Here is a 22325-nt window from a genome sequence, read left to right on the forward strand (position 1 = left end):
TTTGTGGGAGGGGGCTTGCTCCCGATAGCAGTTTTACAGTTGATACATGAGTTGACTGACCCACCGCCATCGGGAGCAAGCCCCCTCCCACATTTGCTTGCGACGTTTTCAGGATTGAGCGGGAATATTCTCGGCAATCTTCTTGCCCATGCTGATTCTCGGCTCCACCGCGTACCCCAATGCCTCGTAGAACCCCACCACCGCGTCATTACCGCCGGTGATCTGCAGGTTGATTTTCATGCAGCCCAGCGCCGTTAACGCCTGTTCGGCATGCCGAACCAACGAGGCACCCAAGCCGTGCCGCCGATAGTCCGCGTGCACCGCCACCGAATACAGCCAGCCGCGATGCCCGTCATAGCCTGCGAGGACGGTACCGATCACGGCTTTTTTATCCGTCGCCACGAAGAACAAGCCGTCGTTGACCGCCAGCTTTTTATCAATCGCCAGGCTCGGCAGGTTATGCGCCGTGTCATAGCCAAAAGCCTCCTGCCACAGAGCAACCACCTGCGCGCGGTGCTGACGGTCGCGATATGGCCCAATCGGGTGGCGCGATGACAGCACCTTCTCCATCACCAGCGTGCGCTCGTTACCGTGGTAAACATCGCGCACGGTGTGAAACCCCAGCTTGGTGTAGAACGGCTCGGCGGTCAGCGAAGACGGAACGTTCAATACCGTGACGCCGGCTTCACGGGCACGCACTTCGATGTCGAGCATCAATAGCCGGCCAATGCCCTGGCCTTGCAGGGCGGGGTTGACGAACACTGAGCGCACCACATTGCCATCAAGGGCCGCAGTCGCAACGATCACCTGATCCTGAACGGCCACCAGTACAACCCGACGCTCTAGCAGTGCAAGCACAGCGTCGGCGGTGAAGTTGCTCGCGACGCGGGCGATAACATCCGCCGGGTAATCCCGGGCATTGCTGCTGTGCAAGGCGGCCAGGATGACCTGGCTGATCTCGTCGGCATCGGTTGCCTGGGCGAGACGAATGGCGATAGACATGATTCCTCCTGGCTGACGGGGCAATGACGCGTACCACCCTACCAAGGTGGGGGTGTGGCTGGGCTTTTGAGTACGCCCTCACAGCGAATCAACTCGGTCAAATGTGGGAGCCGACCTGAGTGGTTAAAGCAGATCAAAAGCGAGTCTAGAGTACACATCAGGTCTGCTTTTTGTGGGAGCTTTTGACCTAACCACTCAGCGGTCTGCAACCACCGACGGCGCAATTTGCTTTCCCGGTTTGGCCCCAATCAGCTTCGCCTGCCCATCCTTCTGTTTACCCGTACGTGCCTCACTGATCAACCCCGGTATCAACTTGCCCTCCGGCAGGTTCTTCCAGAACCGGCTCGGAAAGTGCCCCTCCATTACCTTGGGGTTGAGACGCGCCGGGTTGAATATATGGCTGTAATAGGTCAGCCACATGGCGCTGTGCGGGTCTTCCACATTCTGCGCCAGTTGCTGCCACGCCTCGGGGCACGCTCGCTGATGAATCAACTGCTCACCGTCGTAATACACAGCGTCCAACGGCGTGGCGATCATCCAGCGGTGGCGGCCCATGCGCCCGATAAAATGCTCACTGGCGGATTTCAGAATGTCATGCGCCGGCTCATGCCAGGCCACGTACTCCGGCAACTCCGGCCCCGCCTCTGCGGGCAAGGCGATGAACCGCACAAAGGCATGCAGGTGATGGGCCTCGCGACTCACCTGCTTGATCCGCCGTTGCAACTCGCTGCCGAGCTTGTCGCCCGCCAACATCGCCGTGCGATCACCATGGCTGACGCGCCACAGCACCTCGTACAGCAAGCTCCAGCGCTGATCGCCGTGATAACACGCCGCCGACTCCAACAACGCTAACAGCGCCTTGGGGATTCGCGCTTGGAACGGGCCAAGGCCTTCGGGAATGGGCTGGTCGGTGGCAAACAAATCCGCCACTTCCGCCTTGCCCCAGCTCACCTGGCTGGGGTCGACTTGATGGCTGAGCAGCCAGCGCGCCTGCTCGCGCCAGATGCTGAACAGGTTGTCGCATTCCAGGCTGATCATCCCCACAAGCCCATTTGCTGTGGCTGCGGGCGGTCACGCAATTGCTCGCGCAGCAACACACTGGTGCTGTCCGCCTGTTGCGGATGGTAATCGCTGGTGATGAAAAACGGTTTGGCCTTGGCCAGTACGCAACGCATGCGCGCCAAATCTTCGAAACGGATCTTGCGTTCGCGCCGCAGGTCGACCAGGCGCTGCGTGGTGCGCAGGCCAATGCCGGGGATGCGCGCAATCAGGGTCGGTTCGGCGCGGTTCAGGTCCAGCGGGAACACCTCGCGGTGCTCCAACGCCCACGCCAGCTTGGGGTCGATGTCCAGCGCCAGATCGCCAGGGCCTTGAAACAGTTCGTTGGCGCTGAAACCGTAGCTGCGCAGCAGAAAGTCTGCCTGATACAAGCGGTGCTCACGCATCAGTGGCGGCGCGGCCAGGGGCACGCTTTTCGGGCTGTTGGGAATCGGGCTGAACGCCGAGTAATACACGCGGCGCAGCTTGTAACTGCCATACAACGCCTCGGCGCCGTGGAGGATGGTGCTGTCGTCGGTGTCATCGGCGCCGACGATCATTTGCGTACTCTGCCCGGCCGGGGCAAAACGCGGTGCGCGCGGCTCGTTGAGTACGGTCTGCTCCCCGGTGTAAATGGTCTGCATCGCTTGCTTGATCGAGACAATCTGCTTCTCCGGCGCCAGGGTTTGCAGGCTGGCATCGGTGGGCAGTTCGATATTCACGCTGAGTCGATCGGCATAGCGCCCCGCCTCGGCGATCAATGCCGGGTCTGCCTCGGGAATGGTCTTGAGGTGGATATAACCGCGAAAGTCATGTTCCTCGCGCAACAGTTTGGCGACCCGCACCAACTGCTCCATGGTGTAGTCGGCCGAACGGATGATGCCGGAACTGAGAAACAGCCCGCTGACGCAATTGCGCCGGTAGAAGTCGAGCGTCAGGGTGACCACCTCTTCCGGGCTGAAACGCGCGCGCGGCACGTCGCTGGAACGGCGGTTGACGCAGTATTGGCAGTCGTAGAGGCAGAAGTTGGTCAGCAACACCTTGAGCAGCGACACACAGCGCCCGTCCGGGGTGTAGCTGTGGCAAATGCCCATGCCGTCGGTGGAACCCAGCCCCGCCTTGCCCTCGGAGCTGCGCTTGGGCGCGCCACTGCTGGCGCACGACGCGTCATATTTGGCGGCGTCGGCGAGGATGCTGAGTTTTTCGATCAACTGCATGGCGGGTTACCGGTACTGGTTTTTTGTACAGTATCAGTAGCCCGCTTCGAGCTGCAAGGGGTTAGCTGCACGCTGGGTGCAACTTGCGGCTGAACGGTAGTTTGTCAGCTCGCATTGGCCAAGAGCAGATCCTGCGCCGAACGTGCCTTGCCACGATGACGATCATGCTCATACAACGAGGCGGCAATTTCATCCGCCCGAATCGGCAATACCGACAGCAAGGTATCGCTCAAGCCATGGCTGGCCTGGCTGAAACCCTGAATGTAAACCCCCGCCTTGCAGCGCTCGTCGGTGACGATGCGGTAGTCGCGGCTCACTTCAAAGTCGCTCATGTAGGTTTGCAGCGGCGCGAGCAGTTCGCGGTGCATCTGGCGCTCGTAACCGGTGGCGAGGATCACCGCATCGTAATGGCTGAGGCTGGTTTCGCCCGTGGCGTTGTTGCGCAGCGCCAGTTCGATGCCCAGCGGGCCGGCGCTGGCTTTCTCGACCACGGTCAGGGTGCGGAAGGCTTGGCGGGCAATGCCGGAGACTTTCTGACGGTAGAAAATGCCGTAGATACGCTCGATCAGGTCCAGGTCAACCACCGAATAGTTGGTGTTCTGGTACTCGGCGACCAGGCGCTCGCGCTCGGCGCCGACTTGCTGGAATACCAGGTCGGTAAAGGCCGGCGAGAACACTTCGTTGACGAACGGGCTGTCATCGGCCGGCTTGAGTGCCGAACCGCGCAGGATCATGTCGACCTGCACCGAAGGGAAGCTGTCGTTGAGATCAATAAACGCTTCGGCCGCGCTTTGCCCGCCGCCGATGATCGCAATGCGCATCGCCTTACCGTCAACGCACGGCTGCTGGGCCATGCGCGACAGGTATTGGGAATGGTGGAACACCCGGGCGTCGTCGCGCAGGGCCTTGAACGCTTGCGGCACACGCGGCGTGCCACCGGCGCTGACCACCACCGAACGGGTGGTGCGCACATGCTGTTCGCCCAGTGCATCACGCGAAATAACGCGCAATGCCTCAACGTGCTGCTGGTGCAGAATCGGCTCGATGGCCAGCACTTCCTCGCCATAGCGCGCCTGGGCCTGGAACTGCCCGGCGACCCAGCGCAGGTAGTCGTTGTACTCCATGCGGCATGGGTAAAAAGTGCCCAGGTTGATGAAGTCGACCAGGCGGTCGTGGGCCTTGAGGTAGTTGACGAACGAGTAGGGGCTGGTGGGGTTGCGCAGGGTCACGAGGTCTTTGAGGAATGAAATCTGCAATTCACTCTGGGTCACCAGGGTATTGCCATGCCAGCGGTAATCGGCCTGCTTGTCGAGAAACAGCGCGTCCAGTTTGCCCTGAGTCTTCTCGCGCTCCTGCAGGGCGATGGCCAGCGCCAGGTTCGAGGGGCCGAAACCGATACCGATCAGGTCGTGAACCGCGGGCGATGCAATTGCCTGTGTCATTCCAGTGTCCTCTGGATAAGCCCCTTGGCGATGGGGCGTGAATACCTTCAAGGCCTGAACAACAGGCCATCTGTTGATAGGAAACGAGGACAGTGAAATAAAATTTAACTGATCATTGATCAGTGCGCTTCCCACTCACGCATGCGCACCCGGCAGTGTTTCATTGCATTGACGATATGTTTCTCGACGAGGCTGCGGGAAATACACAAACGCTGCGCGATCTGCGGGTGCGACAGGCCCTCCAGTTTGCGCAGCAGGAAGCTGTCGCGACAGGCCTTCGGCAGTTCGGCGAGCGCGCGCTTGAGCATCTCCAGGCGTTGGCCCTGATCGTGGCTGGCGTGCGGTGAATTGGGCGCAAAACGCTCCTCGTTGTCGAGTACTTCGAGGGGTTCGACCAGGCGCAAGGCGTTGCGTCGATGGCCGTCGATCACCAGGTTCAGCGCCGTGCGGTACAAAAACGCACGCGGTTGCTCGATCGGCGTGGCGCTTGCGCGCTCAAGCACCCGCACGTAAGCGTCATGCACCACATCTTCGGCCACCTGACGGTTGCCCAGCTTGGCGTTAAGGAAACACACCAGCTCGCGATAGTAGTTTTCCAACATGACTCCCGACCGCCTCGCAATGGTATTTGGCCCTCTAGACGCGAGCGTGCGCGCACGGAACCTGAGCGTGACAGGTGCTGCCTGGAAGCACGCGTCATCGTGAACGTTTTTCGCGGATATTCGCGCCTGTACAAACCGGCCATGAATGATGGCAGTTTGAGCACGTGCAATTTATAGTAATTCTCATCTACTTTTAACCAAGTCTTGCGCCAACGCGCGAATTTTTTATTCGACAGAGCTGTTACCGCTTGTGTAAACGCCTAAATCTTCGGGCATTTTTCTCGTATAACAGTCAGCTCTCCGCAACTGCGGCCCACACTGCCTGGCTGGAACCAACGCATGAAACGCCCTCGCCCCGCCCGACGCGCCCTGCTTGCTGTTGCGTGCCTGATACCGCTAATTGCGGCCGCCGCCTGGTTGTTGCTGCCGCCGGGTCGTGACAGCTTGGCAACGGTCACCGTAACCCGCGCTAACATAGAAAACAGCGTGACTGCTCTCGGCACGCTGCAGCCGCGCCGCTATGTCGACGTGGGTGCTCAGGCGTCCGGGCAAATCCGCCAGATCCACGTCGAGGCTGGCGATCAGGTCACGCAAGGTCAGTTACTGGTAGAAATCGACCCCGCAACGCAACAAGCCAAGCTCGACGCCAGCCGCTACGCCATCGAAAACCTCAAGGCCCAGTTACAGGAACAGACAGCCCAGCACGCGCTGGCCCGGCAAAAATATCGCCGTCAGCAGCGCCTGGTCGCGGGCAATGCCACCCGCGAAGAAGACGTGCAAACCGCCAAGGCCGAACTGAGTGCCACCCAGGCCCGCGTCGAGATGTTCCAGGCACAGATTCGCCAGGCCCAGGCCAGCCTGCGCAGCGACGAAGCGGAACTGGGTTATACGCGTATCTACGCGCCCATGAGCGGCACGGTGGTGGCGGTGGACGCGCGCGTCGGCCAAACCCTTAACGCCCAGCAACAGACGCCGCTGATTTTGCGCATCGCCAAGTTGTCACCGATGACGGTATGGGCCGAAGTCTCGGAAGCCGACATCGGCCACGTCAAACCCGGCATGAGCGCCTACTTCACCACCCTCAGCGGCGGCAACCGGCACTGGACCAGCAGCGTGCGCCAGATCCTGCCGATCCCGCCCAAGCCGCTGAACGAGACCAGCCAGGGCAATGGCAGCCCCAGCAGCTCAAGCAAGACCGGCAGTGGCCGCGTGGTGCTGTACACCGTGCTGCTCGACGTCGACAACACCGACAATGCACTGATGGCCGAAATGACCACGCAGGTATTTTTCGTCGCCAGCCGCGTTCAGGATGCACTCACCGTGCCGGTCGCGGCCCTGCAGGGCAACCACGGCAGCGACACGCAGGTTGCACGGGTGGTGGCGAAAAACGGCGCCATCGAACCGCGCGAAGTGCGCCTGGGTATCAGCGACCGCCTGCGGGTTGAGGTGCTGGGCGGCCTCAACGAGGGCGACCACGTGCTGATCGGCCCAGCCGATGGCAACGGAGGTTGATGTGACCACGCCGCTGATCGAACTCAAGCACCTGCGCAAATCCTACGGCGGCGGCGACAGCCCGCAGGTCGACGTATTACGTGGCATCGACCTGGCGATCCATGCCGGCGAATTTGTGGCGATTGTCGGCGCGTCGGGCTCGGGCAAATCCACGCTGATGAATATCCTCGGCTGCCTCGACCGGCCTACCGAAGGCGACTATTTGTTCGCGGGCGAAAACGTCGCGCACCTGGGCAGCGACGAGTTGGCCTGGCTGCGCCGCGAAGCCTTTGGTTTTGTGTTCCAGGGCTACCACTTGATTGCGTCCGGTTCGGCGCAGGAAAACGTCGAGATGCCGGCGATCTACGCGGGCATCAGCGCCACCGAACGCCACGCCCGCGCCAAGGCGCTGCTGACCCGCCTGGGCCTGGCCGAGCGCACCGGCAACCGCCCGCACCAGCTTTCCGGCGGCCAGCAACAACGCGTTTCTATCGCACGCGCGCTGATGAACGGCGGCCATATCATCCTCGCCGATGAACCCACCGGTGCCCTCGACAGCCACAGCGGCGCCGAGGTGATGACGCTGCTCGACGAGCTGGCGAACCAGGGCCATGTGGTCATCCTGATTACCCACGACCGTGAAGTTGCGGCGCGCGCCAACCGCATCATCGAAATTCGCGACGGCCTGATCATCAGCGATTCGGCGCTGAGTGAAACCTGCGTGCCCGCCACGGCCAACAGCGGCGCGCTGCAAGCGGTTGACCTGCGCCAGCGGCTGGCCGACGGTGCCGAACACAACGGTGCCTGGAAAGCCGAACTGGTGGACGCAGTGCAGGCGGCCTGGCGGGTGATGTGGATCAACCGGTTCCGCACCGCGCTGACGTTGCTCGGCATCGTCATCGGCGTCGCGTCGGTGGTGGTGATGCTGGCGGTGGGCGAAGGCAGCAAACGCCAGGTCATGGCGCAGATGGGCGCGTTCGGCTCCAACATCATCTACTTAAGCGGCATCTCGCCCAACCCACGCACGCCGCCCGGGGTGGTGACTCTCAACGACGTTGCGGCCTTGGCCACACTGCCCCAGGTCAAGCACATCATGCCGGTGAATGGCAGTGACGCCGGCGTGCGCTTCGGCAACGTCGACTACCTCGCTTACGTGGGCGGAAACGACATCAACTTTCCACAGATTTTCAACTGGCCGGTGGTCGAAGGCAGCTACTTCACCGAGGCCGACGAGCGTGCCGGGGCCACCGTAGCGGTGATCGGCCATCGGATCCGCGAAAAACTCTTCAAGGGCGTAGACAGCCCAATCGGCCATTACATTCTGATCGAGAACGTGCCCTTCCAAGTGATCGGCGTACTCGCCGAAAAAGGCTCAAGTTCCGGCAATGAAGACAGCGACGACCGTGTCGCCATTCCTTACAACGCCGCGAGCGTGCGCCTGTTCGGCACCTATAATCCCGAATACGTGGTCATTGCCGCCGCCGATGCGCGCAACGTGCACGCCACCGAACGGGCGATTGATGAACTTATGCTAAAGCTGCATAACGGCAAGCGTGATTACCGTTTGACCAATAGCGCGGCGATGATCCAGGCCGAGGCGCGCACGGCCAACACGCTGTCATTGATGCTCGGTTCGATTGCGGCGATTTCGCTGCTGGTGGGCGGCATCGGCGTGATGAATATCATGCTGATGACCGTGCGCGAACGCACCCGCGAAATTGGCATCCGCATGGCCACCGGGGCACGCCAGCGCGACATTCTGCGCCAGTTTCTCACCGAGGCGGTGATGCTCTCGGTGGTCGGCGGCCTGTGCGGTATTGCCCTGGCGCTGCTGGTGGGCGGCGTGCTGGTGCTGGCCGAGGTGGCGGTGCAGTTTTCTCTGGTGGCCGTGCTTGGCGCGTTTGGCTGCGCGCTGGTCACCGGTGTTGTATTCGGCTTTATGCCGGCCCGTAAAGCTGCCCGGCTCGATCCGGTTAAGGCGTTAACCAGTGAATAAACCCTCCGTCACACCGCACTTGAGCCTGCTTGGCCTGTGCCTGTTGCTCAATGCCTGCAGCGCTAACCCAGCGGCCAACGACAGCGGCATCGCGCCGCCCGCCGCGTGGCAATACGCCGAGCGCAACGCCGCCGACGCGACCAACCAGCGCTGGTGGACGCATTTTGCCAGCCCGCAGCTCAATCGCCTGATCGACCAGGCGCGACGTGACAGCCATGACGTGGCCGCCGCCATGGCACGCGTTCGCCAGGCCCAAGCCAACGCGGTGATAGCCGGTGCGCCGTTGTTGCCCGAGGTCAAGTTCAACCTGACCGCCAGCCGTGAAAAGCTGCTGCGTGGCAGCGGCAATTCGGACCTCGACGCCACAGAGGGCAACAACACCGTCGACAGCTTCGGCGCCAACCTCACCGCCAGCTATGAGCTGGACTTCTGGGGTGGCCGCGCCGCCGCTCGCGACAGCGCCGTGCAAACCCTGCGCGCCAGCCAGTTCGACCAGGCGACGGTGGAGCTGACGCTGCTCGGCAACGTGGCCGATCGCTATGCGCAAACCCTCGCAGCGCGCCAGCGCAGGCAGATCGCCGAGCTGAACCTTGCGAATGCGCGCACTGTGCTCAACCTGGTGCAAACCCGCTACGGTGCAGGCGCAGCCACCGCCCTGGAACTGGCCCAACAGAAAAGTCTGGTGGCCAGCCAAGAGCGGCAACTGCCGCTGATACAGCAACTGGCTGAAGAATCACTGATCACCCTCGCCGCCCTCCTCGGCCAGCCCGTGCAGGCGCTGAACCTGGGCACCGAGCCGTTCCAGGCACTGACCTGGCCGAGCATCGGCCCCGGCGTGCCCAGCCAGTTGCTCAGCCGTCGCCCCGACCTGGCACAGGCCGAAGCGCAGCTTGCCGCGGCCAGTGCCGACGTCGCGGTGGCCCGCGCGGCGATGCTGCCCACCGTGACCTTGGGCGCGACCCTTGGTTCGGGTGCCTACAAGGCTGAAGAAATCCTGCGCAGCCCGTTCTACAGCCTGACCTCGGGCCTGGTGGCGCCGATCTTCAACAATGGCCGTTTAAGCGCCGAACGCGACAAGGCCCGCGCCCGTCAGGACGAACTGCTACAGACGTATCGCGGCGCAATCATTAATGGCTTTGCCGATGTCGAGAAGTCGCTCAGCAGCATCACGCGCCTCGACCAGCAGCGCGAATGGCAGGCCGAAGAGCTGCAACAGGCGCAAACCGCCTTCCAGATCGCCGAAAGCCGCTACCAGGCGGGCGCCGAAGACATGCTCACGGTGCTCGAAACCCAACGCACGCTCTACGCGGCGCAAGACTTGAACGTGCAACTGCGACTGTCGCGGTTGCAGGCCAGTATTGCCCTGTACAAGGCGTTGGGTGGCGGATGGGATGCGCGCGTCGAATAGCAAAACTCCAAGTTCCTACACAAAGCGTTTAATAAACCTACATTCTTCGACCCTGGGTCCTTGGTAAAAAGCCGCCTTCACACGGCTGCCCGGAACCTCTTGATGAAACCCTGCGTGATTGTAGGAAGCTTGGCGTGCCTCTGCCTGTGGCTGGTGGCTGGCCGCGCGCTGGCCGAACCGCTGATTGCGCCCACTGCCATTGACTGGCTCCTGGACTGCCCCTTCCCCGATTTCGAACGGCCGGACCCCGAGGTGCTTGACCGAACCCAGTGCGGCAGCGTTAACGTGCCTCGCGACCATGCCGCGCCCAAACGCGGTAATGTGCGCCTGGCCATGACCCGTGTTGGCGCGCGTGACCCCCTCAGCCGTGAAGGGGTGGTATTTATTCAGGCCGGCGAGCCGCAAAAAGGTCAAGGCGCAACCTTTGTCGTCCACTTGGTCAGCCGCTGGGAGTCCTACGCCACGCAGGCCTATCGCACATTGACTAACCGCTATGACGTTATCGAACTGAGCGCCCGTGACCTGAGCCGCGAGGGCGGCGTTGATCAGGCCGCGTTCGACATGGAGTTTGTGCGCAAGCAACTGGGTGAGGCACGGCTGAACTACCTCGGTAACGCTGACGCTACGCGCATTGGCAGCCGCTACGCCGCGCTGTTTTCCGAGCGTGTTGCACGCATGGTGTTGGTCAACGCCGGGCACGCCGAGCCGCCGGCCAGCGGCATCGAGCAATTGCTGCTCAAGGAGCCGACGCGGCCCGGTGCCGCAGCCGCCGGGTGTGTTAACCGATGGGTGGCTGATTTTCTGGTGAATGGCAAGCAGCCGCCAGCCGCCACGCGCTGCCTCGACCTCGGCAGTTGGGAATAACCGCCGGTTTACGCGCTCATGGCGCTGAAAACCTCAGGCCGCGTTGACGCTTCCACGCTATCGGCAGCCAGCGTCTCAGCGTTTTTTTGAGCCCCCTCAACACCCGGCCGCTACAATGTGCCGCATTCATTCCTGGGGGCTTCATGGACATCGAACTGGCACGCACTTTCCTCGAAATCACCCGCTGCGGCAGCCTGGCCGCGGCGGCCGAGAAACTGCACGTCACCCAGACCGCCATCACTGCGCGCGTTAAAAACCTCGAAAGTCAGCTGGGTAGCACGCTGTTTGTGCGCAACCGCGCCGGTGCACGGCTGACCGCCGATGGCGAGGCCTTCGTGGTGTACGCCAACCAGTTACTGCAAACCTGGGAGGCCGCGCGGCGTGACCTGCCGTTACCCGAAGGCTGCCGCAATGTGTTGCATATCGGCGGTGAGGTGAGCCTGTGCAACCCGTTGATGCTCGGCTGGGCTCAGGCACTGCGCGAACACATCCCGGGGCATGCGCTGCGCACCGAAGTGCGCGAAGGTGATTACCTGCTGCGCCAACTGGAATTGGGTGCGCTGGACGCCGCGCTGGTGTTTCAGCCGCACTACTGGCCGGGGTTGCAGGTCGAGCAAGTGCTCGAAGAAAAACTGATCCTGGTGCAATTGGTCAGCAAGCCGGCCCCGTACGTGTACATCGATTGGGGCCAGGGTTTTCGCCAACAGCACGATGCCGCCCTGCCCGAAAAAGCCCGCGCCGCCCTGAGTTTCAACCTCGGCCCACTGGCGTTGCAGTACATCCTGGAAAACGGCGGCGCCGGGTATTTCCGCACGCGGGTGGTGCAGAGCTACCTCGACAGCGGCGTGATGCAACGCGTACCAAAGGCACCGGAATTCAGTTTCCCGACCTACCTGGTGTACTCACGCGCACGCGATTCAGCCGTATTGCAACAAGCACTGGGGTTGCTGCGCGACGTGGTCAAAGCCGAAAGTGACTGGTCGCAACGCTGGGACCCGCTGATTTGAACCCACGCAACAGCGCCGTGCACAGCGCGGGAAGCATCCACAGGGATGCTCACCACAGCCACACAAAAAAAGGGGCAGCCTACACAGGCTGCCCCTTCTCACTTCATCCCATCAACGGATGATGCTCTGAGTGCAAATATGCCCCAGGCTGACGTACTCCACATTGTTGCCCCCCACGCCCACACCCGGGAACTCCGCCAGCTCGATACGCCAGCCACCCTGGTTATACGTGGTCGCCCACTTGTAAGGCACACCGGTGCTGCTATCGTCGATCACCGTACGGAAATCACCCACGCAGGTGCCGATATTCGCAGTGGCCGAAGACACACCCGCGCTGTTGGTGGTCGCCGTGTAGTCAACCCAACGGTAGTTGAGGTCGATGAAGTGGCTGTCAACACGCAGCAGCGGCGTGACGCCCAGCAACGGCGCGCCGGTCGAGTCCGACCATTGAGTCGACCAATTCAGCACGCGCCCGGTTTGTGTCGCCAGCGGCATTTCACTCACCGGCACACGCACGATGTTGTCACCCTTGACGCTGCTCGTATTCAAACGTGGCGTAGAGCCCAGGCTCAATTGGTAGTGCAAGGTTGGGTCTTGCTCCACCTCAGGGTTGGCACGCACACGCACCTTGACTGTGCTGCCGGGCGTTACGCTCGGGTAGGTCGAACTCGAACCGGCCGGCACGGTAATCCAGTTGGCGCCGTCGAAGCGGTCGAAGATCCACTGGTTGCGGCTGCCATTCGCGTCACCCGCCAGGTACATGCTCACGCTCTGGCCGCGCACCGCCTTGAAGTCGAAGTAATCAACGTCATCGGCGTTGTCGAGGTTGCCGGTGACTTTGTTCATCGAGTCCGGCAGCACGAACGCGGTTTGCGCAGTGTCGTTGGGTTCAAACGCATCGATGTTGGTGTCCACCGCCACGCCGAAACTGAACTGCGCGTTGTTCGCGGTCTTGGCCACCATATACCAGTAGTAATCCCCGGCAGGCAGGATGCCGCTCAGGTACTCATCGGCATTGCCGGCGTTGTCGGAGCTGGCAACCACTTCCAGGTTGCCCTGGCCATCATCACGGAACAGGGTCAGCGACATATCGGCGCCAGCGCTCTGATCGACCAATTGCACCAATACCCGAGCGTTTTGCGGCAGGTTGAAGTGGTACGGGAATTCCTGGCCCGTTTGCACTTCAGTGATGGTGTAGAGGGTGTTGATATCGAGGGTCGGGAACAGCGGTTCAAAGGCGGCGCTGGCCGCAGCGTGCAACTTCGCCTGGTCTGTTTTTTTCAGCTCGCCGACGGCGGTGTTGAAGGGCGCAGATTTAGCCGCCTTTGCAACGGCTTTAGCCTTGCCGTTTTTGGCGTCCAGGAGTTTTTGCCGAAACGCGTCCGAGACCTTTGCCGGCACAAGCGTGCCGCCCGGTTTAAGCGCGTCAAGCACAGCCTGATTGACCTTATCAGTACTGAGTTTAGGCAGCGGTGGCTCGGCCAGGGCAAAGGCCGATGTGAAGCTTGCGGCCATCATGGCCGCGCCCAGCAACAGGGCTTTTTTCGATTTCATTTTTTATCCATCCATAGTTAAAAAGTGAAGCTCAGGTGACATCCGGTCACCTGGGATAAACTCTAGAACATGACTGTATGGATGTACAGTATTTATTTAAATAAATGCCTGCCAAAAAAGCGCGCTAATACCCCGTCATCTCCAAATACCCCACACCGCCCTCAAACTGCACCGGCCCTTCCCAGTACGGAATACTCAGGTTCATCCACGCCTTTGAGTTGACCGCCTGGGGGGTGATATTCAATTGTTTGGCGGGAATTTTCAGCGACCAGCGCGTCGGAATTTCGCGCCCATCAATGCGGGTGGTGGCCAAGGGCGTGAGCTGGATGTCGGCATTGTGCAAGGTCTGTGTGTGCCCTTGCTGGTCGATCCAGGTGCCGGTCAGGTAACCCGCTCCGTCTTTTTGACGGACGCGAAACAGCATCAATTGCTCGCCATCGTCCAGATGCAGCGAGAACCAGTCCCAGCCGGTTTGGCTGGCCGCCAGGGGTTGGCTGCTCCATTCGCGGTCGAGCCACGCGGGGCCGCTGACCTGGTACGTTTTGCCGTCGATGCTGACGCTACCGGCCGCCGTAAAAGACGGCTGGCTGTAGTAGTACGACGCCTGGCCCTGGTCGGATTTGCGGCTGTAGCCGTGGTCGCCTTGCAGCACCAGCGGCCGGCTGGAGGTGAGGTGCAAATCGTAGGCGAATTGCGCGCCAGCCGCTTTGAGCTGCATATCCGCCAACGCGCTCGCGGCACCCGCGCGCGTGGCGAAATTCCAATCGTCGATCCACGCGTTAAAGGGCAGCGCTTGGGCACCCGCCTGGCCAACGCCACCTCGCGCGTAGCGTTCGGCGGCGTAATGCCGGGTGGCAGAGGTGACGGCCGCATGGCCCAGCCAAACGGTGGAGTCGTGCCAACCGGGTTGCGTCGGGCCGGCCTTCAAGGCATTGCGGAACAGTGTCCATTGCACGCCGAATACATTGCCTTGCGCGTCTTTGAGGTTGGCGGTGACGTACCACCATTCGATGCGAAAGCCGGCATGCGGGCCGTGGTCCTCGGGAAAGCTGAACACCTTGCCGGGCACTACCTGCGTAAAGTCCGCGGCATCGCTGCCCAGCCCGGCAAAACTTTCTTGCGGCGCCGGCACTTTGTCACACGCCGTGAGCAGCAATATTGCCGCCCACAACAGCGGTTTAATCTTCATTGGCAAAGGTCCTCAGCAAATCCGCCGGGCGACTGCGGTACAACTGCCACAGTGGCCACGCCGAAGCCAACAAGGTCGCCAGCAGCGCCAGCCCCAACAACTGCGCAAGCTGCCACGGGAACACCTGCAACGGCAGGCGCCAGCCGAACGCCTGCACATTGATCACCGCGTCCAGGCACCACGCCAGCAGCAGCCCCAGCGGCAACGCCAGTACCAGCGTCAACACCGCCAGCAGCCAGGTTTGGCCGAGGTTAAGCAGCATCAGTTGCCGCCGCGTCACACCCAGCGCCCACAACGGGGCGAGTTGACCGAGGCGGCTTTGGCTCTGCGTCAACAGGCTGATAAACAGCGCCACACCGGCGACGCCGAGGGTGAGGCTGTTCAAGGCGGCGGTGGCAGCGAAGGTGCGTTCAAACACTTGGCTCGACCAACCTTTGAGTTGCTGTTGATCGACGACGCGGCTGTCTTCCAGGGCAAACACACGCTGCACCTCACGCACCAGCGGCGCTACGTTTTGCGGCAGTACGCGCAGGTTGAAACGCGCCGGGGTCAGCGTCGGCCAGTGCGCCAACAGGTGTTGCGAATGCACCAGCAGATGGCCTTTGGGGTTGCCGTAGTCGGCGTAGATGCCCACCAGTTTGGGCGACCAGCTACCCTGCGGCGTGGGGATGTTGACCACATCACCCAATTGCACCTTCAAACGCCGCGCCAATTGCTCGCTGAGCATCACCGTGTCGCCTTGCAGCAACTGATCCCAGGGTGCGCTGGCGGCCTCAAGCAACGGCCAGTGTTGGCGATAGGTCGGGTCGTCGACCACGCCGAATACATCCGCCGGCCAACCTTGCAATTGCACCGCGACCTGCCAGGCAGGCAGCACCGCCTGCACCCGTGGTTGCTGCGCTAACCAGCTGCCGAGTTGCTCAGCCTGCAGCGGGTTTTGCGGGTTCAGGTACAGCTCGGCCGTCAGGCGTTGTTCCAGCCAATTGTTGAAGGTCTGGCGGAAACCCGAGGTCATCGAGCCCGCACCGATATTCGCCGCGAGGGCCAACAGCAATGCCATCAGCGCCAGGCTCAAGGCCGGCAACTGTTGGCGACAGTCCGCCAGAAACCACTGGCCCAGCACCGAACGGCTGCGCCCAAGCACTGCCGTCAATACGCCGTTGAGCACCACCGGCAGGCCCAGCGCCGCGCCCAGCAGCAAGCTCGCCATCAGCACAAAGCCTGCGGCCAGGCTGTCGCCGACGTACAGCGCCAGCACCGCAATCACCAGCGCAGTCAACGCCACCCAGCCTTGGCGCCGCAACCAGCGCCCGTGCGCCTCGTGCCACGCTTGCGCATTGGCCAGCGCCAGCAGCGGCAAGCGCGCCGCCCGCCATAGGCTACTGGCCCCGGCGAGCAGTGCGCCAAGCAGGCTCAACCCCAACCCGGCGCTCCACCACCACGGGCTGAGGCTCAATTGGCCCGGCACCTCGGCGCCATACAAGCCGCGCAGGCTGGCGGCGACATCCGGCAGTAAGAGGCTGGCCAGCAGGTAACCGCTGGCAACGCCGAGCACGCCGCCGAGCAACGACAAAACGCCGAGTTCGACGCCCAGGCTGAGGATCAACATGCGCGCGCTGACCCCGCAGGCACGCAGGGTGCGCAGCAGCCCACGGCGTTGCTCCAGCGCGAGGCCGATGGCCGCGTGGACGATAAACAGCCCCACCACAAACGACAAAAAACCCAGCGCATCAAGGTTCAGGTGAAAGCTTTCGGTGAGGCGTGAGAGGTTGTTGTCCTCGCCCTGCTTGAGCTGCAGTTCAGCCGATGGCGTGGGATGCGTGGCGGCAAACGCCTTGTCGAGCAGCAAGCGCGAGAGCAGCCCGGGCATCTGCAGCAACGGTTGCGCAAAGCCGATGTCGGTCAGCAACAGGCCGGGGGCCATGTCCGGCTGAACCTGTAACGGCGGCAGCGCCTGCCCGCTCGCGGTCAGCGGTTGGTCACCCGCGTGCAGCCCCAACGCCAGCAAGGTTTGCGGCGCTATCCAGGTGCGCCCCGGTGGCTCAAAAAACCCGAGCATCTGCGCCTGGCTCAACTGTTGCCCCGCCACCGCGCCGCTGCCGGGCAACGACAGCGGTTCAATGCCCATCAATTGCAGGCGTTGCTCTTCGTGCCCCTGCAGCACCAAACGCCCCTGCACCACTGGCGACACCGGCCACCCGGCACGGCGCAGGTCGGCAAACAGCGCTTGGGGGAAACTGGCACCGTCCGGCGCACTAAGGCTGGCTTGCGGTTCACCGCCGATCAGTTGGCTGGCGCGTGCGTAGCTGTCCCGCGCCTGGCTGTTGAGCGCCTGCACCCCGGTCAATAGCGCGGTGGCCAGCCACAGGCCCGTCAGCACGCTGAAAAACTGCACAGGGTGGCGCCGCCAATGGCTCAGCAGCGCACGTAACGTCCAATAAAATACCGCCATTTCAGCGCGCGTCCGCAGGCACAACACGGCCGCGGTGCAACACCACTTGCTGGTCGAGGCGCGCGGCGATACGCGGGCTGTGCGTGACCATCAACAGACTGGTGGGGCTGTCGCGCAACAGGTCCAGCAGCAGTTGCAGCACTTCATCGCTGGTGGCTTCGTCGAGGTTGCCGGTCGGTTCATCGGCCAGCAACAAGCCGGGCCGCGACGCCAACGCACGCCCCACGGCGACCCGCTGCTGTTGGCCACCTGACAGTTGCTCGGGATACCGCTTGAGCAAGTCACCCAGGCCCAGGCGTTCGACCAATTGCGCTTGCCACTGCGGATCAAAGCGCCCCGCCAGCCGTGCCTGGAACGCCAGGTTAGCGTCGACGCGCAAACTGCCGATCAGGTTGAACTGCTGAAACACCAGGCCGATTTCGGTGCGGCGCCAATGCGCCAGTTGCGCCTCGTTCAATTGGTCGAGGCGCTGCTCGCCGACCTGGATGCTGCCGCCGTCTACCCGATCGAGCCCGGCCACCAAGTGCAGCAACGTGCTCTTGCCGCTGCCCGACTCGCCCATCAGCGCCAGGCTGCTGCGCTCATTCAGGCACAAGTCGACGCCCGCCAGCACCGTCAACGGGCCCTGCGGGGTGGCGTAGCGTTTAAGCACATTGTGCACCTGCAACATAAGAACGCTCGTGTTAAGGACTCCACGTGAGAATAACGGCTGACCGTTGAGAGCACGCAAATTTTTCACATGGATTTCACTGCTTGCCCACCCGCGTCACTCTAAATTGCCCACCAAGCGTCGATAACCGGCAACCTGTTAGTTGCCACTGACGAAACTGTTTAACCGTCGCATGTTCAGCGAAAAGACAGCAGCCCTGTGACAGGCTTTTGCCCGATTATTGGCATCCCTCACGCGTTGCGCCTACTTAATAAAACACTGCCGACAGTGCCCATGGTGAATGATGTGGTTGACGTAACCTTGATTAAACCGCGCTCGCGCCGAAGCTATTTCAAGCGGCTGCGAACGTGGTGCGCAGGCCTCGTGGTGATTGCCCTGCTGCTCACCGGTTTTCTGCTATGGCCATCATCGCCGCGTGACCTGGGCATCGGCAATCGCTTGCTGACCTCGCAGGTGCTGCCCAGTTGGCGCGATGGTGATTTGATCGTGCTGGTGCGTCATGAAGAGCGCTGCGATCGCTCAAGCAACCCCTGCCTCGGCCCACTCGATGGCTTGACGGTGTCAGGCAGCCAACATGCCGAAGCGCTCGGCAAGGCATTCATCAAGCTCGGCATGGAGCACAGCGACGTGCTCGCCAGCCCCGTCCTGCGCACGGCACAGACCTCGCACTTCATGTTCGGCAAGGCCGAGTTCACGTCGAGCCAGCAGGCGATTTGCGGCGCGGCCATCGGCGAAGAACTGCTCAGCCACAAACAGCCGGGGCGCAACCTGGTATTTGTCACCCACAGCGGCTGCATTGCGGACTTCGAAAAGAGCTTGGGTTTCCCCCACGCCACGTTCCCCGATTACGGCAGTGCCTTGTTCGTACGGGTGCTGGCCAACGGTAAGTTCGAGACGCTCGGCATCATGAACAGCCAGGCGTGGGCTGCCGTCATGAAGACCTTGTAGTTACATTCTTTAACGTTTGCCCCCTCCCATGTTCAGCAAAACGACAGCCCTCTTCTGGCATGTTTAACTGCGCCCGTTACTTGAGCATGACATGAATACTTTCAGCCACTTAGTGAACGTTTTGATTCTTTGCGCTATTACTTTTACACACTCATTCTTACCCATTGAACGTCAAGGAGCGGCGTTTTCATGACCCGATTAAAACCGTTACCGCTATTGCTACTCGCCTTCGCCGTGTTTTATCTATTGCCTACGGGCCTGCACGGTTTGTGGATACCGGATGAAACCCGCTACGCCCAAGTCAGCCAGGAAATGCTGCTGAGCGGCAACTGGGTCGCACCGCACTTTATGGGCGTGCGCTACTTCGAAAAACCCGCCGCCGGCTATTGGTTGATCGCACTCGGCCAGGCGGTGTTCGGTGAAAACCTGTTCGGCGTGCGCATCGCCTCGGCCTTGACCACCGGCCTCAGCGTCGTGCTGGCTTACCTCATCGCGCGGCGGCTGTGGAACGACCCTCGCAAAAGTTTTGCCTGCGCCCTGCTCTACATGAGCTTTGGGCTGGTGGCCGGCCAAGCGGGTTATTCCAACCTCGACCCGCAGTTCACCTTCTGGGTCAACCTCAGCCTGGTTGCGCTGTGGTTTGCCCTCGACAGCCGCACGCCTCGGGCTCGTCTCGGCGCCTGGGCGGCGCTGGGCGTGGCCTGTGGCATGGGCTTTATGACCAAGGGGTTTCTGGCCTGGATGCTCCCCGTGCTGATCGCTGTGCCGTACATGCTCTGGCAGCGTCGGCTGGCTGAACTGCTGCGCTACGGCCCGCTGGCGATTGGACTGGCGCTGCTGATTTGCCTGCCGTGGGTGTGGGAGATTCATCTGCAGGAACCGGACTACTGGCGCTTCTTTTTCTGGCACGAACATATCCGCCGCTTCTCCGCGAGCAATGCACAACATGCACGCGCGTGGTGGTTCTTCCTGCCGATCATGGTGGTGGCGTGCTTGCCATGGGCCGGGCTGCTGCCAAGCACGCTGCTGAAAATATGGAAAGACAAAGGCCAACCGGCGATTGTCTTCCTCGCCCTGTGGTTGCTGCTGCCGCTGGGCTTTTTCAGCCTGAGTAACGGCAAGCTGCCCACCTACATCATGCCGTGCCTGCTGCCCTTGGCGCTGCTGATGGGGCACGCGTTGATGGACCTGATCAGCCGCGGCGAAACACGTTCGCTGCGCATCAACGGCCTGCTCAACTTCGTGATTGGCGCCGGCGCGATGGCGACATTGATCTACCTGCAAATCGACAAACCGCTGTACGGCAACAGCCATGCTGAAATGTTCAGCCTGTCGCTGAGCTTTATCGTGCTGCTCGGCTGGATACTCGTCAATTTGCTGCAAGCCGTGCGCCCGCTGACGTTGTGGGCCATGCCTGCGCTGGGTATCGGCTTGCTGGTGGCGCTGCTGCCGGCGGGCATGCCGCACGCGATCACCGCGACCGAAATGCCCGACCAGTTCGTGCTTGAACATCTGGATGAACTGCAACAAACCCATGCTTTGATCAGCAATGAGCTGGGCTCAGCCGCCGCATTGGCCTGGCGTCTGCGTCGGCCTGACGTTGCGTTTTATGACACCGAAGGCGAGCTGAGCTACGGCCTCAACTATGCAGACGCGGAGCATCGCAAGGTCAGCCTGGAAAGCGTACAGCCGTGGTTGGCCGAGGCTCGCCAACAGGGTTCGGTCGGGGTGTTGATGCGCGTCAAAAGCACCAGCGAGCATCGCGAAGAAGGGCAATTGCCAGCGGGCGGCACACGCTATCGCAAGGGCGCCCTGCTACTGATTATTTACCCCAAGCTTCCCTAACGTTACGCCTGCCATGAGAACCACCCATGAGCTTTTGGAAAACCGAACGCGGCGCCCTGGTGATGTTGCTGAGCGTCTCGGCAGTGCTGCTGTTGCTGGGGCTGGGCAGTCGCGACTTATGGGGGCCGGAAACCCGCTGGGCCAACATCGCCCTGCAGATGCTGCAAAGCGGTGACTATTTTGACCCGTTCCTCAAGGGCGCGCCCTACTACGATAAACCCCTGCCCTCCTATTGGCTGATCACCGCGTCAGCCGGCCTGATGGGCGGGCTTGGGCCGTGGTCGCTGCGCCTGTCATCGGTGCTTGCAGCCTGGCTGAGCATCTGGCTGGTCTACCTGCTCGGCGAACGTTTATACCGCAAAGGCACCGGGCTGATTGCCGGCTGGATGCTCGCCACCACCTTCTACTTTCTGTTCTGGGGCCGGGTTGCCACGGCGGACATACTCACCGTGTGTGGCGTGTTGGCGGCGGTGTGGTGGTACTGGCGCGGGCCGGATGACACCCGGCTCGGGCGCTACACGGTATTCTTTCTGCTGTTGGCGGCGACGTCGCTGTTCAAAGGCCTGATCGGCTTTGTGCTGCCGGGCCTGGTGCTGTTGCCGCACCTGCTCAGCGAGCAGCGCTACAAACGCCACCTCAACCTGCGCCTGTTGCTGGCCGTGCTGATTGCCGCAGCGTTTTATGCGATTCCCTTTGTGCTGTCGCACATCTATGGCGCGCCGACCTACGGCGAGAGCGGCCTTGAACTGGTGTTCAAGGAAAACGTCGTGCGCTTCTTCGACCCGTTCGACCACATGGGGCCGATCTACACCTACCTGATTTACCTGCCCGCCTACACCCTGCCATGGGCACCGTGCTGGCTGCTCGGCGTGGCGCTGGCGCTGCGCAACTGGAAGCATACGCCTGCCAATGTGCGCTGGCTGGTGTGGGGCCTGGGCCTGCTGTTTGTGTTCTTCACCGCCAGTGGCAGCCGCCGCAGCTACTACGTGCTGCCGTTGGTGCCATTTGCGCAATTGCTTGGCGCCTGGTGGCTGAGTGAACGCCTGCACAAAAAGCCCGCCAGCTGGCCGCGCTGGCAGAAGGCGTTTGGCATCACCGCAGGCTTGCTGTTACTGGTGCTTGGCGTGATCTACCCCTGGACCACCGGCAACGGCGGCGTGACCCGCTTTGCTGAGGATGTAAAAGCCGAAGCCGTCAAAAGCGCACCGTGGAACCACTGGCAGATGGTGCTGGTGGAGGTCGATAACAAGCTGCCGATGTACCTTCAAAATGGCGGCAAGCCGTTCTACTACGTCAGTGAAACCCAAGACTTCCCACGCCAGGGCGACAGCGCCGCGTTGATGGCCTGGCTGGAAAAAACCAGCGGCCAGGGCTTCGACCCTCGCCACACGATTATCGTCGCGCAGTACACCAAGGACGACCCGACGCCACTGGCTTACCTGGGCGCGGATCATCAGGTGATCACTACACAGCCGGACAATGGCGAGCGGCTGTTTCAAAAACGTGAGGGCGGCAGTGTGGCGTTTATTCCCACGCCGAGATGATCGGCTTCAGAGTACACAGCAAGTCTGCTTTCTGTGGGAGCGGGCTTGCTCGCGAT

General features: G+C 61.9%; 17 protein-coding genes. 8 read left to right on the forward strand and 9 right to left on the reverse strand.

The genetic code is table 11. The features are described 5' to 3' along the window. Positions 1–108 precede the first annotated feature (108 nt). From ACOZK9_RS02865 to ACOZK9_RS02885, 5 genes are all read right to left on the reverse strand, one after another. Positions 109–1002, reverse strand: a complete 894-nt coding sequence (locus ACOZK9_RS02865) for a GNAT family acetyltransferase (RefSeq protein ID WP_152751740.1) — start codon at positions 1000–1002, stop codon at positions 109–111. Positions 1003–1197: 195 nt separating this feature from the next. Next, entirely contained in the window at positions 1198–2040 is an 843-nt protein-coding gene (locus ACOZK9_RS02870; protein ID WP_421555238.1) for a TIGR03915 family putative DNA repair protein, read from the reverse strand. After that, a complete protein-coding gene (locus tag ACOZK9_RS02875; RefSeq protein ID WP_058412789.1) occupies positions 2037–3257 on the reverse strand; it encodes a putative DNA modification/repair radical SAM protein in 1221 nt (406 codons plus the stop codon). The genes ACOZK9_RS02870 and ACOZK9_RS02875 overlap by 4 nt, the downstream gene beginning before the upstream one ends. 104 nt (positions 3258–3361) lie before the next feature. Then, complete coding sequence (locus ACOZK9_RS02880; protein ID WP_122250315.1) at positions 3362–4699, reverse strand: lysine N(6)-hydroxylase/L-ornithine N(5)-oxygenase family protein; 1338 nt, start codon at positions 4697–4699, stop codon at positions 3362–3364. Between the two features lie 119 nt (positions 4700–4818). After that, positions 4819–5301, reverse strand: coding sequence for a sigma-70 family RNA polymerase sigma factor (locus ACOZK9_RS02885; protein WP_421555239.1), 483 nt, complete (start codon positions 5299–5301; stop codon positions 4819–4821). A gap of 339 nt (positions 5302–5640) precedes the next feature. Here ACOZK9_RS02885 and ACOZK9_RS02890 point away from each other — a divergent pair, with 339 nt between their 5' ends. The 5 genes from ACOZK9_RS02890 to ACOZK9_RS02910 all read left to right on the forward strand — a co-directional run bounded on the left by ACOZK9_RS02890 (position 5641) and on the right by ACOZK9_RS02910 (position 12067). After that, positions 5641–6813: an efflux RND transporter periplasmic adaptor subunit gene (locus ACOZK9_RS02890; RefSeq protein ID WP_421555240.1), complete on the forward strand. Its 1173-nt coding sequence runs from the start codon at positions 5641–5643 to the stop codon at positions 6811–6813. Then, positions 6797–8788, forward strand: coding sequence for a MacB family efflux pump subunit (locus ACOZK9_RS02895; protein WP_152751735.1), 1992 nt, complete (start codon positions 6797–6799; stop codon positions 8786–8788). The genes ACOZK9_RS02890 and ACOZK9_RS02895 overlap by 17 nt, the downstream gene beginning before the upstream one ends. After that, the gene (locus tag ACOZK9_RS02900; protein WP_421555241.1) at positions 8781–10196 is read left to right on the forward strand and encodes an efflux transporter outer membrane subunit; all 1416 of its coding nucleotides are present in this window, start codon (positions 8781–8783) and stop codon (positions 10194–10196) included. The genes ACOZK9_RS02895 and ACOZK9_RS02900 overlap by 8 nt, the downstream gene beginning before the upstream one ends. A gap of 102 nt (positions 10197–10298) precedes the next feature. Next, a complete protein-coding gene (locus tag ACOZK9_RS02905) occupies positions 10299–11060 on the forward strand; it encodes an alpha/beta hydrolase family protein (RefSeq protein WP_421555242.1) in 762 nt (253 codons plus the stop codon). Positions 11061–11203: 143 nt separating this feature from the next. Beyond that, complete coding sequence (locus tag ACOZK9_RS02910; protein ID WP_122250320.1) at positions 11204–12067, forward strand: LysR family transcriptional regulator; 864 nt, start codon at positions 11204–11206, stop codon at positions 12065–12067. Positions 12068–12178: 111 nt separating this feature from the next. Here ACOZK9_RS02910 and ACOZK9_RS02915 read toward each other — a convergent pair whose 3' ends face one another. The 4 genes from ACOZK9_RS02915 to ACOZK9_RS02930 form a co-directional block, all read right to left on the reverse strand. Next, positions 12179–13621, reverse strand: a complete 1443-nt coding sequence (locus ACOZK9_RS02915) for a hypothetical protein (RefSeq protein ID WP_152751733.1) — start codon at positions 13619–13621, stop codon at positions 12179–12181. A gap of 124 nt (positions 13622–13745) precedes the next feature. Beyond that, the gene (locus tag ACOZK9_RS02920) at positions 13746–14810 is read right to left on the reverse strand and encodes a lipocalin-like domain-containing protein (RefSeq protein ID WP_152751731.1); all 1065 of its coding nucleotides are present in this window, start codon (positions 14808–14810) and stop codon (positions 13746–13748) included. Next, positions 14800–17262 carry an ABC transporter permease gene (locus tag ACOZK9_RS02925; protein ID WP_152751729.1) on the reverse strand — a complete coding sequence of 821 codons (2463 nt, stop codon included), beginning with the start codon at positions 17260–17262 and terminating at the stop codon, positions 14800–14802. The genes ACOZK9_RS02920 and ACOZK9_RS02925 overlap by 11 nt, the downstream gene beginning before the upstream one ends. Before the next feature lies 1 nt (position 17263). After that, a complete protein-coding gene (locus ACOZK9_RS02930) occupies positions 17264–17932 on the reverse strand; it encodes an ABC transporter ATP-binding protein (RefSeq protein WP_058412800.1) in 669 nt (222 codons plus the stop codon). A 273-nt stretch (positions 17933–18205) separates the two neighbouring features. On the opposite strand from ACOZK9_RS02930, the gene pmrG reads away from it, so the two are divergent. The 3 genes from pmrG (at position 18206) to ACOZK9_RS02945 (ending at position 22269) form a co-directional block, all read left to right on the forward strand. Continuing rightward, positions 18206–18880 carry a lipopolysaccharide core heptose(II)-phosphate phosphatase PmrG gene (gene pmrG / locus ACOZK9_RS02935; protein ID WP_152751727.1) on the forward strand — a complete coding sequence of 225 codons (675 nt, stop codon included), beginning with the start codon at positions 18206–18208 and terminating at the stop codon, positions 18878–18880. Positions 18881–19069: 189 nt separating this feature from the next. Beyond that, complete coding sequence (arnT, locus tag ACOZK9_RS02940; RefSeq protein WP_421555243.1) at positions 19070–20725, forward strand: lipid IV(A) 4-amino-4-deoxy-L-arabinosyltransferase; 1656 nt, start codon at positions 19070–19072, stop codon at positions 20723–20725. Positions 20726–20751: 26 nt separating this feature from the next. Further along, on the forward strand, positions 20752–22269 hold the full coding sequence (locus ACOZK9_RS02945) for an ArnT family glycosyltransferase (protein WP_421555244.1): 1518 nt from the start codon (positions 20752–20754) through the stop codon (positions 22267–22269). Positions 22270–22325: the final 56 nt, after the last annotated feature.

The organism is Pseudomonas kitaguniensis, assembly GCF_049199985.1.
Classification (GTDB): domain Bacteria; phylum Pseudomonadota; class Gammaproteobacteria; order Pseudomonadales; family Pseudomonadaceae; genus Aquipseudomonas; species Aquipseudomonas kitaguniensis.

Excerpts from the sequence above, each read along its gene's own strand:
- ACOZK9_RS02930 (WP_058412800.1), bottom strand. The coding sequence starts at position 17,932 with ATGTTGCAGGTGCACAATGTGCTTAAACGCTACGCCACCCCGCAGGGC.
- ACOZK9_RS02870 (WP_421555238.1), bottom strand. The coding sequence starts at position 2,040 with ATGATCAGCCTGGAATGCGACAACCTGTTCAGCATCTGGCGCGAGCAG.
- arnT (WP_421555243.1), top strand. The coding sequence starts at position 19,070 with ATGACCCGATTAAAACCGTTACCGCTATTGCTACTCGCCTTCGCCGTG.
- ACOZK9_RS02910 (WP_122250320.1), top strand. The coding sequence starts at position 11,204 with ATGGACATCGAACTGGCACGCACTTTCCTCGAAATCACCCGCTGCGGC.
- ACOZK9_RS02865 (WP_152751740.1), bottom strand. The coding sequence starts at position 1,002 with ATGTCTATCGCCATTCGTCTCGCCCAGGCAACCGATGCCGACGAGATC.
- ACOZK9_RS02925 (WP_152751729.1), bottom strand. The coding sequence starts at position 17,262 with ATGGCGGTATTTTATTGGACGTTACGTGCGCTGCTGAGCCATTGGCGG.
- pmrG (WP_152751727.1), top strand. The coding sequence starts at position 18,206 with ATGGTGAATGATGTGGTTGACGTAACCTTGATTAAACCGCGCTCGCGC.
- ACOZK9_RS02945 (WP_421555244.1), top strand. The coding sequence starts at position 20,752 with ATGAGCTTTTGGAAAACCGAACGCGGCGCCCTGGTGATGTTGCTGAGC.
- ACOZK9_RS02920 (WP_152751731.1), bottom strand. The coding sequence starts at position 14,810 with ATGAAGATTAAACCGCTGTTGTGGGCGGCAATATTGCTGCTCACGGCG.
- ACOZK9_RS02905 (WP_421555242.1), top strand. The coding sequence starts at position 10,299 with ATGAAACCCTGCGTGATTGTAGGAAGCTTGGCGTGCCTCTGCCTGTGG.
- ACOZK9_RS02885 (WP_421555239.1), bottom strand. The coding sequence starts at position 5,301 with ATGTTGGAAAACTACTATCGCGAGCTGGTGTGTTTCCTTAACGCCAAG.
- ACOZK9_RS02875 (WP_058412789.1), bottom strand. The coding sequence starts at position 3,257 with ATGCAGTTGATCGAAAAACTCAGCATCCTCGCCGACGCCGCCAAATAT.
- ACOZK9_RS02890 (WP_421555240.1), top strand. The coding sequence starts at position 5,641 with ATGAAACGCCCTCGCCCCGCCCGACGCGCCCTGCTTGCTGTTGCGTGC.
- ACOZK9_RS02895 (WP_152751735.1), top strand. The coding sequence starts at position 6,797 with ATGGCAACGGAGGTTGATGTGACCACGCCGCTGATCGAACTCAAGCAC.
- ACOZK9_RS02880 (WP_122250315.1), bottom strand. The coding sequence starts at position 4,699 with ATGACACAGGCAATTGCATCGCCCGCGGTTCACGACCTGATCGGTATC.
- ACOZK9_RS02915 (WP_152751733.1), bottom strand. The coding sequence starts at position 13,621 with ATGAAATCGAAAAAAGCCCTGTTGCTGGGCGCGGCCATGATGGCCGCA.